The organism is Pseudolabrys taiwanensis (assembly GCF_003367395.1).
GTDB lineage: Bacteria > Pseudomonadota > Alphaproteobacteria > Rhizobiales > Xanthobacteraceae > Pseudolabrys > Pseudolabrys taiwanensis.
In genome coordinates this window covers 433,720-452,841 of sequence record NZ_CP031417.1, presented here as the reverse complement: position 1 = coordinate 452,841, position 19,122 = coordinate 433,720, and the positions used below count along the sequence as shown (strand labels likewise).

1 protein-coding gene is annotated in these 19,122 nt (G+C 65.8%); it reads right to left on the bottom strand.

What is annotated here, in order from left to right; genetic code table 11:
• Positions 1-20: 20 nt before the first annotated feature.
• Positions 21-19,097, bottom strand: coding sequence for a leukotoxin LktA family filamentous adhesin (locus DW352_RS02035; protein WP_115688051.1), 19,077 nt, complete (start codon positions 19,095-19,097; stop codon positions 21-23).
• Between the last annotated feature and the right edge of the window lie 25 nt (positions 19,098-19,122).

Below are 19,122 nucleotides of genomic sequence, written 5' to 3'. Positions count from 1 at the left end.
AGCCAGCCGCTATCGCATGTCTACCGAGAGCCGCTGGCGACACGAACGCCACTGCTCTTCCCCAGTTCTGTACTACGCGAGTTCGCGCGATTCCGCTTGGACGCCGGCCTTTTTCTTTCGAACATGCCGTCTAGGTTAACGGCCGGCCCATCGCCCAGCACTTCGACCGGCACCACGATGCGGTCTCGCAAGCCGAGCCCTTGCGGGCCCAGCAGATAGAGGGTCGCGAGACCGCTCTTTTCCGTATAGAGCGGATCGAAGGCGCCGTTGTTGCGCATGTCCTGCAGGGAGTCGCGCACGAAACTCGTGCCACCCGTTGTGTCGGTGACGTTGCGCGTGATGTGCGACGCGACCACCGTGTCGTACCAGACGACGTAGGTGTTGCTGTAATTCGCATTGCCGATCTGCTGCATCGAGAACACGCCGTCCGCCTGGTAGAGCTGGAGATTGACGCCGCCCGTCGGCGCCGGCGTTCGGTTATTGAGCAGGATATCGCCGGCCGGGGTCGTGAGCGCGAGCTGACCCGGCACGTAGCCGTCCAAGATCGTCAGGTTTGGCGAGTCGACGACGAGAACCGAGTCGACGACATGGTACTGGTCGACGATCACCTGCGGCGGATCGATGTTGAGGTTCGCGAAAGTTGCGACACCGCCGTTGAAACCCGAGACGGTCACATACAGCGGTACGGGCGGCAGTGACGGTAACTGCTTGGCGACGACATTCATCGTGTCCGCCTGCAAGGTGATCGAGCGATAGACATTCAGTTGCGCCACCGTGATGTCCTGGGGCGTACGCAGGGAGGCCGCGTTGCCTTGCACCGTGCCGAGCGCAACATGCGTGCTCGCGGCAATGTCAACATTGCCGTTAGCCAGGAGTTCGGCACCCCGCACCTGGCCATTGACGGCTTGGAGCGTGACGTCGCCGAGATCCGCCGCGGTACCGGCCGTCGTCAGCCGGTTGAAGACGATATCGGTCCACGCGCGCAGCGACTGGCTGCCGCCACTCGCCACTGTACCGAGCTGAATGGAGCTGCCGGCCGATTCCGCGACGACAGTCTTCGCCGCCCCGACCGTGTTCCATTGGAGAAGGCCGCCGGCGCGCAAGATGGCATCGCCGGTCGCCGCCGTCAGCGCATCGCCGATATTGTCTGTCGCGGCCGTCACGGTAGCGGAGCCGTGCGCCGTCAGGGTCGTGCCGTGGATTGCACCCGCGTCCGCTGTGACAAAGATGCTGCCGACATCGCCGGTGATGCCGTTGGCCGCGAGTTGACCGAATGTGACGTTCCGGGCAGCGCGGATGGTCTGCGTGCCGCCGCTGGTGGCGGTGCCGAGATTCACGGAGTCCGTGGCCGATCGGACATTGATCGCGGTGCCCGCATTCAGCGTGGCCCAGTCGATCAGGCCCGCGCCGGACAGGTTGATTGAGCCAGTGCTGGCCGTCAGCGTCCTACCTTTGTTCGTCGTCGCCGCGTTCAGCGTGGCGGAACCGTTCGCGGCAACGGTCGTGCCCTGGATGAAGCCGGCGTCGGCGGTGACCGACACGTCGCCGACGTCGCCCGTAATGCCGCTCGTCGTGATCTGATCGAAGGTGACATTGCGCGCCGCGCGGATGGTCTGCGTTCCGCCGCTCGTTGCGGTGCTGAAATTCACAGCATCGCCGCTCGAACGCACATCGATGCTGGTGCCGGCGCTCAGCGACGACCAGTCGATGAGACCACCGGCCACCAGGCTCACCGAACCATTGGTGGCGGTGATGTCCGTACCCTTGTTGGTCAGCGCCGCGATCACCGTCGCCGAGCCGTTCGCGGCTACAGTCGTCCCCTGAACGGCACCGAGGTTGGACGTCACGCTCACGTCGCCCACATCGTGGGGCAAGCCCGTGGTCGTCAGTTCATCGAATGTCACATCCCGCGCGGCGAGGATCGACAGTGTGCCGCCGCTCGTCGCCGTGCCGAGATGCACGGCGTCGTTCGACGACAGCACGTTGGTGGTGGTGCCCGCGCTCAAGGTCGTCCAGTCGACGAGCCCGCCCGCGGTCAGATTTATGAGCCCGCGCGTCGCGGTTATCGCCGTGCCGGTGCTGCTGGCCGCGGCCGCCAGCCGCGCCGAACCATTGGCCGCGACGGTCGTCCCGGCGATGGCGCCGGTGTCCGACGTGACGCCGATATCGCCGTCGTCGCCCGTGATGCCCGTTGTGGTGAGAGTCGTGAAGGTCACATCCTGCGCCGCGCGGATGGACTGCGTGCCGCCCGAAGTTGCCGTCCCGATGTTCACCGCGTCCGCCGTCGAGCGCAGGCCGATGGTGGTGCCGGCGCTGAGCGTCGTCCAGTCGATGAGACCACTGGTGTTCATGGCGATAGCGCCAGTTGCACCCGTGGCCGATACGCCGGTGATCGATACCGGCGCGGTGAGCGTCACGCCGCCGTTCGCGGCAATGGTGCCGCCGGTGATCCGCCCGGTATGCGACGTTACCTCGACGTCGCCGGCATCATTGGTGATGCCCGTGGTCGTAATCTCGGTGATCGCCATGTCCTGGGCGACATCGATCGTCATCTTGCCGCCGCTGGTCAGGCTCGGGATATCGATCGTCTCGCGGGTCGAGGTGATGGTCAGGCTGCCGCCCGTCGCTTCCACGGCGTTCCAGGTGATCATCTCCTCGGCGATCATTTCCATGGCGCCGGCGGTGGATGTGGCGGTGGTGCCCGAGATCGTCGTCTTGGCGGCCATGCGCGTGGCGCCGGCCAGACTGACCGTGCCGCCCACGATCGCACCCGTGTCCGACGTGATGTCGGCACCGCCGTCCGTGGCGGTCAGCTGCGTGAATGTGACATCGTTCTTGGCCCAAAGGGTCTGCGCCCCGCCGCTCGTGATCGTCGCGATGTCGACGGCGTTTGCGGACGAGCGCACGTCCACGGTCGTCCCGGCCGTGACGGCATTCCAGCGGATTTGACCGTTGGCGGCGGTCATCTCGACCGAGCCGCCCGCCCTGACTTCGGCGCCGGTGATGGTCGTTGCGGCATTCATCGTCACCGAGCCGCTGGCGTCCACGTTCACCAGGCCGGTTCCGAGCGCGATGATCGCTCCCTCATCCGACCGCAGAACGATGTCGCTGTTGGTGCCGGTCGTCTTCACCTGCCTAAAGGTGACGTCGTACTTGGCCCACAGCGTCAGGCTGCCGCCGCTTTCGACGACGTCGACGGTGACGGCGGCGCCGAGCGAGCGCACGAACATGCTGCCGCCGGCGCGGAGCACGGACCAGTTCAGCTCACCGCCGTCTCCGGCCGCGCCGGTCGCGGTGATCGAGCCTTCAGCGATCAGCGAGACGGAACCGTTGGAGGTGATCGATCCGCCGACGATCGAGCCGCTATAGGACGTCAGGGTCACGTCGCCCTGGCCGGGCGCGGCCGTGTTGGTCAGTTGATCGAAGGCGACGTCCTGCTTGCCCTGCATCGTGATCGTGCCAACCGTGGTCGCCGTGCCGACCCTTGCGCCGCCGTCAGTGGACGCCACGTCGATGGTGGTCGCGGCGTTGAGCGTTTCCCAATCGATGTCGCCACGCCCGTTGAGGGCGATCAGCGTCGACGACGTGATCGTCCCGGTGCCGGTGATCTTCGCGTTGCCGACAAGCGGCGAGTCAGCCGCCAGGGTCGCACCGGCCGTCAGGGTGACGCCGCCTGCGGCCGTGATCGAACCGCCCAGGATCGCGCCCGTAGCGGTCGTCACGATGACGTCGGCGGGATCGCCCGCGAGAGCAAGGCTGGTGAGGCTGCCGAAGCTGACGCTGTCCGCAGCCAGGAGCTGCAGCGTGCCGCGGCCGGTCGCGGTCCCGACGGTCAGCGTGCCTGGGCCGGTCGTTTGCGCGATGAAGTGGCCCGTCGCATCGGCATCGGTGCTAGCCAGAACGCTGTCTAGCGTATAGCTGCCCGCGCCGGTGAGATCGACGGTGCCCTTGACCGCCGACAACAACGTCGCGTGCATGCCCGGACTGGCGACGAGATAGATGCTGCCATTGGCCGCGGTCGCGGCAAGGGCCTGCGCGCTCACCGTCACGCGCTGCGACGCCGTGCCGATGCTGTTGCTACCCGTCAGCGATAGCCGGGCACCGGCACCCGTGGCGACAAAGTTCGCACGCCCGTCGCCGTTGCTGAAGATGTTGGCGTCGGTCACGCCGCCCGCCGTCACGACAATGGCGTCGCCGCCGGTGCCGACAAAGGCGAGCGACGAGGTCAGGCGGCCGACGATGGCGTCGCCCGTCGTGGTCACCGAGATCAGGCCCGCGGCGTTGATGTCGGTGTAGCTCCCCATCGACAGGGTCGCGGAGATGATGGTGACGCCGTTGGCACCGCTGCTCACCGTTGTCGGCGCGTCTGCCGTGCCGGCCGCGATGGTGATGCCGCCGTTGGCGATCAGCGTAAGCAGTCCGCCGGCGCCCACATTGCCGTTGATGGTGATATTGCCGACATCGGTGTCGAGCGTCAGGGCGCCCAGCGCGCTCAACACGCCGATCGTCATGCTGCTGGTCGGGCTGAGGAGGCTGATCTTGCCGCCCGCCGAGCCGGTGATGGCGCCGGAGATCTTCACCTGCAGCGGCTGGAAGGACGTGCCGTTGAAGCCGATGTCGCCGCCGGCGCGCACATCGAACGTCGTCGCGACGATGTGCACCGCGCTGCGGTCGGTGAACTGCGACTCCGCGTAGATATCGCCGGTCGCCGAAAGCTGCAGCACGCCGTCCGTGCCGCTGCCGGCGTTGATGTTGCCGAGGATCAGGTCGCCCGTGGTCTGGCGCAGATAGATGCCCTTGGCCGCGTCGGCCTGATCGACCATGCCGTTCGGGTTGCTGAGCGCCAGCCATAATGCGTTCGGATTGTTCGTCGGATCGCCGACCTGGCCGATGCTGCCGTGGTCGGCGATCAGCGTCAGGCGCGCGACGTTGCCGGAAATGGCGACCTGGCTGGCGACGCCGCCGAGGATGCTGCCAACCGCGTGCAACACCACCTCGCCCGGCTGGGCGGTGTACACGCCCGCCGAATAGGCCTGCGTCACCGGTCCGTAAGCGGACAGCGGAATGCCGCCGAGCTTCAGGTCCGACGCGCTGCCCAGATAGACCTGCGACTGCGCGTTGGCCGAAACCGGGCCGAGCGGATCGACCACGAGGAGGCTCTGCTGCGCGATGCTGACGGTGTATTGCTTCACTTGACCGTTGGTGCCGGGCACATCGGTCGTCGTCACCGTGAGCTGGCCGGGACCGGCGGATGCGAGCAGCGTCTTCTGCGCGTCCGTCAGGTTGGAAGCGTCGTCGCTGCGGAACGTGAAGGTCGCCGGCGTCGCCAGACTGCCGATGTTGCCGTTACGCGCGTAGAGCATGACCTGGCGGCCGCTGACATTGGGCTGCGACGCGTCGAGCGCCGGCGCCGGAATGCCGTTCTCCGGGTTGGCGCCGGGGCTCACCGTGTAGGTGAGTTGGTCGAGCGACCACTGCGAGCCGGTGGCGAGGCTGGCATAGAGCGCCGACGTCGTCGGCAGCGTGTACCTGAACGAGGAGTTGTAGCCCGTCGGCGTGAGCGCGTCGGTCAACTGCGTCGTCGCAACCGCCCACTGGAACTGGCTGGTCGTGCCCGAAGTGGTGCCGAACAGCTGGTCCAGCGTCATCCGCGTCCCGTCGGACGACAGCGGCAACGCCGCGGCCACCTGCGCCGCGGTGACCTGGCTGACGTCGATGTGGAGATTGGCGGCGACCTCTGCGGCGGTGATGCCGAGCAGATACTTGTCCTTCGCCAGACGCAACGTCACTTCAGCCTGGATCTGATCCGTGGTGATCTCCGCCACGGTCTTGTTCAGCTTGGCGGCGAGTTGCGTCGCGATCATCTGCGCGCCGAGCGCGCTGATGCTGCCGTCGGTATTGATGATGTTTTGGAGCTGCCAGTACTCGTTGTAGGCGGCATTGATCATCTGCTGGTAGGCGGTCACCGACGCCGGCACGCCGGAGCCATCGCCCTGCAGATTGAGGTTCTGCCACACGCTCTGCAGATAAGCGTTCTGCTCGGCGGTCATGCCGTCGCTCTTCGTGCCGTTGAGGATGCTGGCGGTGCGGCCGTCCGCGCCCCAGGCTGCGAGCAGCACCGCCCCGTGCGACGACACCTCGCCGATGCGCAGGTCGCCGGAGGACTGGATGATGTAAGTGCCGTTCTCGGAGAAGCTGTTCAGCAAACCTCCGTCATAGGTGCCGTTCGACAACAAAGTCGCCTGCGCCTGGATAACGATCGGATTGATGTCGGTCAGGATCGCATGGCCCTGGCTGTCAACACCGGACCGCGCGCCGATGGCGCCGCCCGAGCTATCGATCTCGATCGACTTGCCAACGATGATCGGGCTTGCCGGGTTATACGGAGACACCGACGTGATGTCGCCCGTCGCCGCTATGTAGACGTTCCCCTGCGAAGAGCCGCCGTTGCGCGGGTTGGCCTTGACCTGCACCACATTCAAGCCGCCGGTCGCCGTCACCGCGATATCGCGATCGATCGACGTCGCCGAGAACGTGCCGCCAAAGGTGGCGATCGGGATGGGATTGGTACTCGAGCCGACACCGCCCTCGCCGTTCAGCGCAACCGATGTACCCGAGACGAACGCCGACGCTCCGGCGACGATGGCCGAGTTGGCGCCCGTCGTGTTGATGGTGGTCGCGCCCTGCAGGTTGTTGATCGAGTCATTGATCACAACCGTCGCGTTCGAATTGATGCTGATGTTGCTCGTGCCACCGCCGGTAAAGCTGACGCCGATCGCGTAGTTCGCTTTGACGCTGTTCGTCATCGTCAGCGTCAGGTGCTCGAAGCGCTCCCGGTACCAGTCGCCGCGGAAGTCGGTGCCGCAGCACCGGTCGCCGGTACCGGTCACGTACTGCGTATAGGAGCCCGTCGCGCTGACCGTTTCCTGGAAGTTGGAGCTTTGCGTCCCGTAAACCACCTGCGGCGCCGAACGCACGTAGGGATAGACCGACGAGTTAGCCGAAGCTATGTTGTCGAAATTCCAACCGAACACGGTCATATCGCTGGTCGAGGCGCGCGACAGACTTGCGGTGTCGGTCCACTGATAGAGCTGATCGGCTGGCTGATACCAAAGATTGGCGTTCGCCGAGGTCGTGCCGGTCAGGTTGGCGTAGCTGGAGGCCGAGACGCTGTTCGTCGTGTACGTCGTCACCTGCTGGTTGGCCGGCGCGCCCGCGTTATAGACGTACCAGGTCGTCTGATTCTTCGCCCGGTCTACGATCTCCACCACGCTCGCGGCGCTGACGCCGGTGTTGATGACGTTGGTGACGAGCGCCGTGTCCGTGGTGTTGTTGACGGTCACGGTGCCGGCGCCGCCGTGGACGACGATATTGCCCTGCGACTGGCCGCTGGTCGACGTGCTCAGGATTTTGCCGTTCAGATAGACGTAACCGCCCGTGCCCTGCACCACCGGGCTGAGCACGATCTGGTCGGTCAGCGCATTGTACGATGCCGTCACCTTCACGTCGGAGCCGTTGACGGTCGTGACGTAGTCGGTCAGGTCGACGTACCGGCCCGCCGCGGCGTCTCTCTGCGCCGCCGCAAGCCGGTCCGCGTGATCCTTGATATCCTGGATCAGGGCCTTTGCCTGGTCGCCGATATTGACCGAGTAATTGCTGCTCTGGCCGACCTCGATGGTGCCATTGATGTTGATCGCCGCCGCCGACAGGATCAGCGCCTTGCCGGCGCGGATGGTCGACGTCGACGTGTTGTTCGCGGCATCGGCCTGAACGCCGTTGACCACCTGATTCTGGATCTGGATGACCTGGAAGAAGTTGCCGCCGGTCGCGTAGTTGAACGGTCCGCTGTCGCCCGAATAGGCTTGACCGTTGTACTGGTTGCGGACCCACGATGCGGCGGTACCGCCCGCGCTCGGCGTCACGCCCTCGCCGACCGGCAGGAAGATCCAGGAATAAAGCGACTGGCTATCGTAATAGGCCGCCAGCATGCGCGCGGTGAAGACGGTGCTCGGGTCGCAGCCGGTCCGTGCGCAATTTACGTAGACGTTCTCCTGAGTCGGATTATGGTCGCCGACGTTGTTGCCATACCAATAGTAGGGATGCTTGTCCCACTGACCGCCAATCGCGATAGCCCCGTCACCGGCACCATAGATGCCGAGATACGTCGCCGCCGCATAGACCGCGGTCAGCACGTCGGTCGGACGATACTCGACGCCGCTCCACTGTGAGGCGACGTCGAAATTCGAATTGTAGACGCTGTTGGCGCCGAGATTACCGCCAATGAGGCCTTCCGGCACATTCATCACCACCGTGCCGGCGCGGATATCACGCGTGATCAGCACGTTGCCGAGCGCGTTGGTGACGCTCAGTACGCCGTTGACGTTGGTGACAAGGCCACCGAGGTAGATGTCGGGCGTCGTAACCAGCACGTGGCCGGCGCGATCGACCGGCTGCCGGTTGTCGTTCATCGCGCTCCAACTCGAGGCGAGCGTGATGGTCGGCGACAGATTGGCCAGATCGCGCGTCAGGGTGACGCCGTGCGTCGCATCCGCCTGGATGTCACGGTCCTGGGCTGCGCCGAGGAAGTTGATACGCCCCCCGGTCACGCCGCTGATCGTCAGCGCCGAGGTAAACAGGAAGTTGGTGCCCTGATTGTCGATGCTGATCAACGCGGAGTCGCGCGCGACGACCGAGGGCGTGACGCCATTGACGATATTGCCGGTGATGCGGCTCGCCAGGATCGAGACGTTACCCGCCGAAGCGAGAATGTTGCTGAAGGCATACGCCGACCCGTTCTGATCGGTCATGTACGGCAGTTGCTGGATATACGTATCGATCTGCCGCTGTTTGGTGCCGTCCGCGTCGTCATTCTGCGCGGTAATGTTCTGATTGGCGGCAACCGCGGCGGAAACCTGCGCCGCCGTAAGACCGCTCAGGTTCGCGATCTGATTGATCACGTCCTGCTTTGGATTGAAGCCGGCCAGGACCGCGTATTGGATGGTCTGGTTGTTCCAGCTCATGATCGGATTGAACTGGTTGGTGCCGGAGACCTGAACCAGCGATATGTCGCAGTTCACCGTCGCCAGATCGCAAGGCGAGCCGCCCGACGAGTACGAGACGTTACCGTCGTAGTCGATCGTAATGATCTGCTGATTATGGATGCCCGCCGCGACGAGGCCGTTGAGGATCACGTCGCCGCTGGTGATCGGTGTCCGCCCGCGATTATCGCGGGCGACCGAGCTGAATATCTCGAGGAACGGGCTGTAGAGCGAGCCCTGGCCGTTAGCCGCGGTCTGACCCGACGTGGCGCCCAGGGAGACGTTGTTGGCGCCGAGTACTTGCGAGCCCGTCCCCAGCGTCAAGGTCGTATAGCTGTTCGCGGTCGCGGCGCCCCAATGCGGCACTGTATCGGAGATGATGGAAGAGACGGTGTTGTTGTAGACGGTCGTCGTGCCGTTCGCCTTGATGGCGGTCGTATAGCTGCCGTCGCCGCTCTGCCCGGCGTAGATGTTGATCAGACCCCAGCCCTCGATGACCGCTCGGCCGACCGTGACGGTCTGGTAGGCGTTCAGAACCGAGTCGGTGGTCACCGAACCGCCAGAGACCAGACCGTAGAAGCTGCCGTTGGCGTTGTTGCGCGCGGTCATGACCGCGGCCGTGCCGATAGCGATGTTGCCGGCGCTGAAGAGATGAGCGTTGTCGGCGATGTTGACGGCATTCGTCGCCGTCGCGTTCATGTTGGAATAGGCGCCGCCCCCGGCGAATATGGAGCCGACCGTCATGTTCACGGTGTCGGTCGTGTCGAGGAAGTTATAGGCCTCGATGTTGATCAGCGCGGTCGAGGTCGACGGATCGTCGTTGAGACTGAGGATCGTGTTGCTGCCGATATTGGACGTGACGTTCTGCGTCACCGTCGCTTGGCTCAAGGTCGCCGCGCCGGCCAGAATGCCGCCGGAGCCCGCACGCGAGCCGCCGCTCGTCTGATTGACCGAGTCGGCCGAGATCACGTTCATATTGCCGCCGGCCGAGTTGACCTCGAGGTTGGGGCCAACGTTCGCGGTCACGTTCGAAAGGACATCGTTGGTGGCACTGCCGCCACTCGCGCCCACCGCCGACGCCTGATAGGCGTCGCCATTGGCCGCATAGGTCGCGGAGTGCTGGGCGTTGATGCCGAGGCCGCCGAAGTAAAGCGTGTCGCGCGCCGTGGCGTTGGCGTCGCCGCGCAGTTCCGCGACGGTCGTGTTGTCGGCGCTGGTGCTCGCAATCGCCGCCGCACCGGCGACGAAACCGCCCGAACCGGCGGTGGCGTTGGCCGTGTTGCTGTCGCTACCGGTCGCGGTGATCGCCAGCACCCCATGATTGCTGGAGTCGGTCATGACCGCGCCGGTGTCGAGATAAGCGTTGGTGCGCGTGAAAGACGACGTCTCCGCGACGGTGGCGCCGGCGGCGTAATAGGCGGCCGAGACGCCGGTTGCCGCCGCGAGCTGGTTGGTGTCGTTCTCGGCGGCGATGGTGACGTTGGCCGTCGGCAGATGCAGGTTCTTCCCACCGTAGGCCGTCACGTAGGAGCTGTTGGCCGCCTGCGCATAGGACGCCTGCAGGCCGAGCATCATGCCGCCGCCGCTGCCGACCGCGAAGGCGTTGGCCGAATGGCCGGAGGTCGGCACCAAGGCCGCTGCGGCGATCGTGAGCGGACCGCCGGCAATGGTGGCGTTGTCATCGACACTCGCGGTGACGTGCGTGGTGACGGTCGACTCGGCGACCGAAGCGCCGATGCTGATATTGCCAACGGCAACACCGATGGCCGACGTCGAGACGTTCGGCGTTGCCGTCGCGCTGACCAAGACGCCGGCATCGTCGGCGGTGATCGAGGAACCGGCGCCGATCTTCGCGATCACGGTTTCGGCGTCATTCGCGGTCGAGGTCGCGCCGGCGCCGCTGATGCTGCCGCCCGCACCGGCGAGCGTGTAGGAGTTCAGCCCGCCCGCGGCATTGGCGATGACCATCACGCCGTCGAAATTGGTGACTGTTGTCGACGCGGCGATATCCGCGGTGATCGCGCTCGCTTTTTCGGTGAAGGCCAGCGACAGGCCGACAGCGGCGAGGCCGACGCCAAGGCCATAGCCGGAGGCGGCGAGCGTCGAGGTATCCGACGCGCTGACGGCGAGGCTGCCGGATGTCGAACCGGTCGCGCCGCCATCGGTGCGCGAGCCGAGTTCGGCGATAACGGTGTTGTCGACGCGCGATTTGCCGACCGCGGCGCCGACACCGAGATAATAGCCGCCGGCGCCCGAGGCGCCGATCGATTCCGCCGTATGGCCGCTGCCGTGGTCGCCGGCCGATGCTGTCACCGCGATGGTCGGCGCCGTCAGCGTCCCGCCATTGGTCTTGGCGGTGACCTGCTGGTCGACCTCGGTGATGGCAACAGCCGCGCCCTGGCCGGTCACGCCGGTGCCAAGGGCCGCCGCGCCCGAAATGTTGCGCACCGCTGTGCGCGCCGTCGCGCCGACGCCGATGGCACCCGCGGTCACATTGCTGCTGAGGATCTGCGCCGAAATGCCGTCGACACCGCCGGCCAACGTGCCGAGCAGATCGGTGCCGGTCGCCGCACCGGCATTGCCGAGGGTGCCGCTGTTCGCGTCGTTGTCATCGGCGCCGGAGTTCAGCACGCTCATCTGCTCAGTGCTCGCGCCCGAGCCGACGATGACGACGCCGACGGTGCCGGCAATGCCGACCGAGCCGGCAAGGCTCAGCACGACCGTGACCGGATTGACGTCGCGGGTCGAGAGCGCGCTGACGGTGACCGCCGCGCCTGTCGCGCTGATCGAACCACCGGCGACGAGCGCGGCGGTGCTGCTCTTGAGCATCACCAGGTTGACGGCGGCGCCGATGCCGACCGAGCCGCCACCCGACAAGGCGCCGACCACCGGCGCCAGCGAGTCGGTTTCGATCGCCGAGACCGTCACGCCGCCGTTCGTCGGCGTCGTGATGGTGGTCGACGTATTGTCGAGCTCGGCGTTGACATTGTTGGCGATGAACAGGCCGGAGAACTGCGTTGCGATGCCGGCGGAGCCGCCGACCGCGCCGGCGACGGTGTAGCTGTTGATGTCGGTGTCGTTCGAAGCGAGGACGTTGAGCGGCCCGCCCAGATTGAGCGTCGTCGCCGCGGTGCTGGCGTCGTGGTCGCCCACGCGGGCGGTCACGGTGTTTTCCATCATCGCCACCAGCACGGTCGCGCCGATGGCCGCGCTCGACGCCAGCGAACCGGCGCCGACTGCACCAAAGAAGCCGTTCGCGCCGTTGGCGATCACGTCCAGACGGCTGGCATAAACGGTGCCGTGGTCGAGCGTTGCCGTGGTTTCGGACTGAAACAGGTTGGTGAGCGCCGTGCCGGTGACAGCGGCGCTGCTGCCCGAGCCCGATGCGCCGACGACTTCGGCGGCGGAACCCTGGAATGCATTGGCGAGAACGCCGACGGCGCCGGCGGCAACGCTGCTCGAGCCGATATTGGTGGAGTCGATGTTGGCCGTGGTCGTCCGGTCCATCGTGTTGATGACCAGCGCCGCGGTGCCGGCCAGGCCCGACGCGGAATCCGACATGCCAAGGTCGAGAATATTGGCGAAGGATGCGCTCGAAGCCGTCACCTGCACAGCGGAGACCTGGCCAGCCGAGAGATTCGTATTGATGCTCGACGAGGTGATCTGCGCTTCCGTCGTGCCGCCCATCAGGTTGGTGACAGCGTTCGCCGAGATCGCAAGACCCGACGTGCTCGCGGCAAAGACCAGGGCGACCGTGGTCGCCTTCTGCTGCGAGGTGCCGATGACCGCGACGCCTTTCACGGTCGTCGTGCCGTTGGCGAGCGACGGCGACTGGCCCGGCGTCACCACGGCCGAGGGATCAATATCGTCCGCGAGCACGCCGCTGTCGATGGTCGCGGCCGTGCCGGATGCGCGCGCATCCACCGTCGCGTTGGCGATACCGGCGCTGGTGGTGCCGTTGATGGTGTTGACCACGACGGAGACGCCGACGCCCTTGCCGGAGTCGATCGCGATGCTTCCCGCACCGGCGTAGACGTCGATGCTGTCGGTGTTGGACGCGAGCACCAGCACATTATTGTTCGCGGTGACGCTTGCGCCGCGATTATTTCCGCCCTGGTCGATCGTGGAATAAACGGTGGTCGATTCCGTGCTCAACGCCAACGAGCCGGCGCCGGCTAGGCCGTTGGACGGCGTCGAGCTTGCCGCCGGCGGTTGCGGCGGCGTCGGTGGCGTGATGCCCCCACCCCCGAAGCCGGTCAGCGCGCTCGGCGTTGCCGGCCGCAGCGCCGAGACCAAGGACGACAGATTGGCTTGCGGCGAAGCTTGCGGCGCGGGATTGCCGACCGACATGGCGGCCCCGATCGACACCGTGGTGATGGTCGCCGTGGAGCTGCCGGACACCAGCACGGTGCCCGCTTGCAGATTGCCGCCAATCAACGTGCTGTTGCCGAGCGTATTATCGGCGGTCACGGTTGCGCCGACGATACCCGCGGAGACAAAGGTTCCGATCTGGTCGATTGCCGCCGACAGGCCGACGGCGTTGCCACCGCCGAAATTGAGAGAAATTGCGCCCGCCGCACCACGAATGGTCGCGCTGTCCTGAGCCTTCACCGACACGGCGGCCGCGTCGACGACGGCTGTCGCGGCGCCCTCGGCGTCGTCTTCGTCGATGCCATGGCCAATCTGCGCCACGACGGCGTTGTTGATCGCGTTGTAGGCGACCGAACCATTACCTGCGATGGAGCCCGTCGCCGCGCCGACGCCGATGGCGATGCCGATGATCTCCGCGTCGTCGACGGCCGAGACGCTCACGACGCCGCCGGTCGAAGTCACGGTTGCGCGGTCGATCAGCGCCAGATGGCGCGTGCCGATACGGTTGACGACGATCGACACACCGACATTGGACTTGCCGAGTTGAACATGGCCCGCAACCGCGATGATGGCGGCGCCGGTGGCGCTCGACGGCGATACCGCGCCGCCGGTGAAATCCACATTGGAGTCGCTCGCGACCGCCAGACCGCCGTTAGCGCTCAACGCCGCATTCGCAATAAGCGCGTCGAGCGCGGCGATGGAGCCGCCCGATGAATTGACGATGATGTCGCCGCTGACCGTGATGCCGCCCGTGACGGTGGCGCGGCTGCTGTCGGCCGCGATCGCGGTGATCTCGGCAAGAATGGTCGGGTTGATATCGTTGACAACAACGGAGCCCGCGAAGCCGCTCGAGTTGGCCCCGCCGCCGACGGTCGCCGCTCCCGAGGCGATGCGGCTCTGGTCAATCGCCTGAATGTTCAATGTGTTGGTGCGGTCGACCTTGGAGTTGGACAGCACTGCCGACACGGCGGCGCCGTTCGACGGATCGCCGATTTCGGCATAGGTCATCGCCACGCCGACGCCGGCATTCGTGCTGTTCGGGTCGGGCGTGGCGGTGAAGCCGCCGTAAAGCGAACCGGCGCCGATGCCGATATTGACCTTCCGGTCGGCATAGATGCCGATATTGCCGGCCGAATAGCCGACGGCGCTCATGATGGTCGAGCTATCGATGTTGGCCTGCACGCCGCTGGTGATCTGCGCGATCGACACCGACGCGGCCGTCTGCAGGCTGGAATTCGCTGTACCGCCCGTTACTGCCACCGCGAGACCGATCGTCGTGCTCTCGCCGCCGGCGAGCGCCTGCACCGTCGTCTCATAGGCCGAGATGTTCGACTGCCAGATTCTCGCGGTCGTCATGTCGTTGCTGACCGTGACCGCGACCGCGCCGGCGAGCGCGACGGCGTAGTTCGAGCCGGGCGCCGCCTTCGCCAGCGCCGCCGAGCCGCTCGCGGTGTCGATGATCGTGTTGTTCAGCGCCTGGACGGTGACGTGATTGTTGCCGCCCGGCGTGTAGCCGATGGTCGCGCCGGCGATCCATGCAGCGGTAGAGACCGACGTCAGGTCCACCGAGGCGCTGCCCGCGCCGGCGACGACGTTGCCGCCATTCACCGGACCGGACACGTCGTTGGTCAGATTGTTGTAGACGGTCGTGACTTTGAGCAGGAGGCCGATGCCGACGTCCGTGAAGAACGCTGCCGCTGCCGCCAGATAGCCGGGGCCATCCGGCGCGGTCTTCAAGAATGGCGGGGTCGCCGCCGGATCGGGAATATTGTTGGCGGACTGCGCCGCCACGGAAACCGTGGTCAACCGGCCGACGTTGAGCGCCGTCACCGAAAGATCGAAAGCACTGATACCGGCCGTCACGGTCGGCGTCGCATGAGAATCGTCGGCCGTCGCTCCGGTCGCGGCCAACTCATTCGAGTTGTCGCCGATGAACGCCTTGGTATCCAACGACGTCGAGACCAACGCGACGACGAGACCAACACCCGTTGCCGTCGACGAACCCACACCGCCGGCGACGTCGAACGAGGAAATGTGCTGCTCCGCATTCACCGCGACCGAATCCGCGGAAATGCGCGCCAGATTGCTGATCGACGCCGAAGTGGTGTTGTCGATCTCGAGCACCGAGGCGATGCCGTTGAGGCCGAGACCGGAGCCTTTGCCCGACGTCGGCGCCACGGCGTAGATGAGATCGCTGGTCGTCGCGGTCACGGCGAGCTTGCCGATCGTCGTCACGCTCGCGCCCGCCCCGATGCCGGCGACGGTACTGGTGTTGAAGATGTTGACGTTGGCTGAACCGCCGACCGCGCTGCCTTCGGTCGATGTCGAGTTTGTGCCGAACAGCTTCAGCCAGGAGAAGTTGCCGCCGACATTGATGCTCTCGGTCGTGGTCGCTGCCGCGACCTGGATATCGCTGGTCCAATTGATCGGCGACGGCGCGCCGTCGAGCGAAGCCGGCAATGTGGTGGTCCAGCACGTGCCCGAAACGCCGACGCAGGAGCTCGTTCCCGTTTGCGTCAGCGTCGCACCGCTGCCGACCCAGGCGGTCGTATTGATCGTTACCTCGAAATAGTTGACGGCGCCTGCTATGCCGGTCGTGGTCGAATCCGACGTGGCGTTGGCATAGCTGGTCAGGATGTTGCTGACGACGCCGAAGTTGCCGCTGATATGCGAGGTGAAGGCCGAGAAGGAATCGAAGTCGAGCCACGTGATGGTGATCGGCGTCGAGGCATCGGCGCTGACGCCGATGTGGCTGCCGCTGATCGACACGCCGGAGCCGATGAACGCATTCGAGGACTGTGTGACCTGGACGACGTTGACCGCCATCGACACGGCCGAACCCGTCTGCGGATTCGCGTTGGTGAGACCACCGGCGGTGATCGAGGTCTCGGCGTTGCCGCGCAGACCGGCATCGGTGAGCGAACTGATCACGGCAACGTCGCCCGACGCAACGACGGTCGGGGCCACGCCGGAGGCCACCATGTGGCCGCCCGCGTCAGGCGCGAGCGCGGCGATCGAGGCCGACGACGACAGGTCGGCGAAATTGAGCGCCAGCGTGATGCCGGCGCGCATCGTCGCGGTCGTGCCTTGCGTCGCCGTGGTGGTGAAGAGCTGGGTCTGATCGAACGGACCACCCGGCGCGAACAGCGATGCAACCGACGTGCTCAGGGTACCGAGTGCGGAAAAAACGCCGTCGACCAGAAAATTGGTGCCGACCGTGCTCGAGGCGCCGACCGAATTCGCCGTAGTGTTCGAGCCGGAATAGACGGTGACGTTGCCCGCCCCCGCCGCCGACGGAAGGCTGGCGCCGAGATTGGCGACGGCATTGTTCGTAACGTCGCTGATGGCGACTGCAACGGCCGCCCGGCCAACACCGGCCGAAAAGCTGGTCGCCGAGGTCGAGAAGCTGTTGGTGTTCTGCGCGGCGACCGTGACATTGCCGACCTTGTCGATGATGACGCCCGGGTCGATGGTGGCGCGCGTGTTCACCGTGCCGGTCGAATAGGCGAAGGTGCCGTCATAGGCCGTGGTCGAGGTGAAGATAAGCGACTTGACCGACAGATCGGCGTCGTTCGAGGCGAGCACGATCAGGTCGCCGCTCGATATGCGCGCGCCGGACTTGATCTGTGCCGCGATGTCGGCGTTGACGACACCGACGACAACCGACGCCGCGACGGCGTTCTGCAGCGCCGCCAGCGAGAAGTTGATCGCTGGGTCCTGCGCTGTCTCCGAACCGATGGCCTGCAGCGTGACAGCGCCTGTCGCGGTGATGTTGGCCGTGCCCTCCACCGTCACCTTGGCCGACGCCTCCGACTTGACGTAGCCGCCCGCCAGGCCGGTGAGAATGCCGCCGAAGGCACCGGCGACGAACTGGGCCATGCCGACACCTGAATTCAGGAAAACGGTGCTCGCCTCGGAATTCGCGATCGCCGTGACGGCTTTGCCGGTCAGCCTGCCGCCGATGGATATCGACGTCGTCGCGCTCGACGGCGCTTGCGCCTGGATGTCCCGGGCGGTGGCCGTCATCGTGATGTCGCCCGCCGTGTAGGACGTGGCGTTGGTCCCGGTGGCGTTATTGACGTCCGCCAGGATCTTGCCGGTGCTGCCGATGACGATCGTCGGCGCGTTCAGCGCGACCGACATCGAGTTCCCGGTCGACAGCCGACCGGCCGAAGACAGGAGATCGTCGACACGTGCGCCGGTATAAGACCGCGTATCGATGGTGCCGTAGATGTCGATTTCGTTCGCGGCGATGCTGACATTGACCACGCCGCCGGCCGTGCGGCGCGCGTCGATGACGCCTCCTGCCGCCAACGTGAAGGTGCCGTTGCAGTTGCCGCCACCGGAACCCGCGCACAGGATGAGCGTGCCGCCGGCGTCGACGGAATCAACCCAGCCCTGAACCTCGGTGCTCGTATAGCCGTTGGTGCCGCCGACGGCGTCGGCGACGATCGTCATTTCCATCGGGTCGATGAGCAGATAGCCCGCCTGGCCATTTGGCGCGCCGACCTTGACCTTGATGCCGGCCGGCAGATTGACGTGGCCCATGGCGCTCAGTTCGACCAGACCGCCATCACCCTGCGCGGAACTCGCGTCGAAGGTGGCGCCGGGCGTCACGTCCAGATTGCGTCCCGCGATCAGCCGGATCGTGCCGGCATTGCCGTTCGTGCTTTTGGCCGACAGCACGCCATAGCCGGCGACCTTGATGTCCCGGCCCGCATTGACGGCGATCGACCCTCCGTTGCCGTTCTTGCTGGCGACCGAAACGTTCGCCTTGTTGCCAAACGTCGCATCGCGGCCGGCGTTGACGCTGACGGAGCCCTTTCGGGCCGTCAGGCGCCCGTTGATGTGCGCATCGGTGCCGGCAACGATCTGAATCGAGCCGTTGCGCACCACGATCCGGCTGGCGCTTTGCAGTCCCTTGCTGTTGACGGTCGAGGCGAATTTCGCGGCATGGTCGCGGTTGATGGCGTCGCGCGTGCCGACAACGACGTTTTGTCCGGTAAGGCGGACGGCGTCGATCGCATTGACCCGGCCACGAATGCGGATATTGCCGTCGGGCGATAGCGGCACCGTTCCGGCGAGCAGATTGTCGACGGCCCCCTGGTTGATCTGGCCCGCATGGTTGATCACGCCATCGACAAATTCACGGGTGGGCGTGGTCACGTTCAGCGAACCGACGTTCACGGTGCCGGACGAGCCGACAACGAAGCCGCCGGGGGCCGCGAAGTAGATGTTCCCGCCGATCTGCCCGTTCTTGTAGCCGTTCAGGACGCCGTTGATGACCGCCGGATCGTTGCTGTTGAGCAGATTGATCAGGTTGTTGGTGCCGTTCGGCAAAATGAGATTGCCGGTCGCGCCCCGCCCGATCTGAAACTGAGAAAACGAATTGAAGGCGTTGGGGCCTGATATCGTATTGGTTGTGACGGTGCTGGTCGCGCCATTTGTGGTTACGGTTGTTGCCGTCCGGCCGTCGGGCACGATGTTGTTGACGCCGACCGGCACGCTCTGGGCAAAGGACAGGACGGGCGAAAGCGTCATCACCACGGCCATTGCAGCCGCAGAGACGCGCAGCGCGAAGGCGCCGATGAGCAGCCGCGGCGGTGTCGCGCACGTGCTCGATAGCAGCAGCAGCCGCGACGTCGCCCGCGATTGCAGACCCGTCGCTGCCCTCTTTACGACCTTCACCTGTTAAATCCCCCTGCCACCCTGG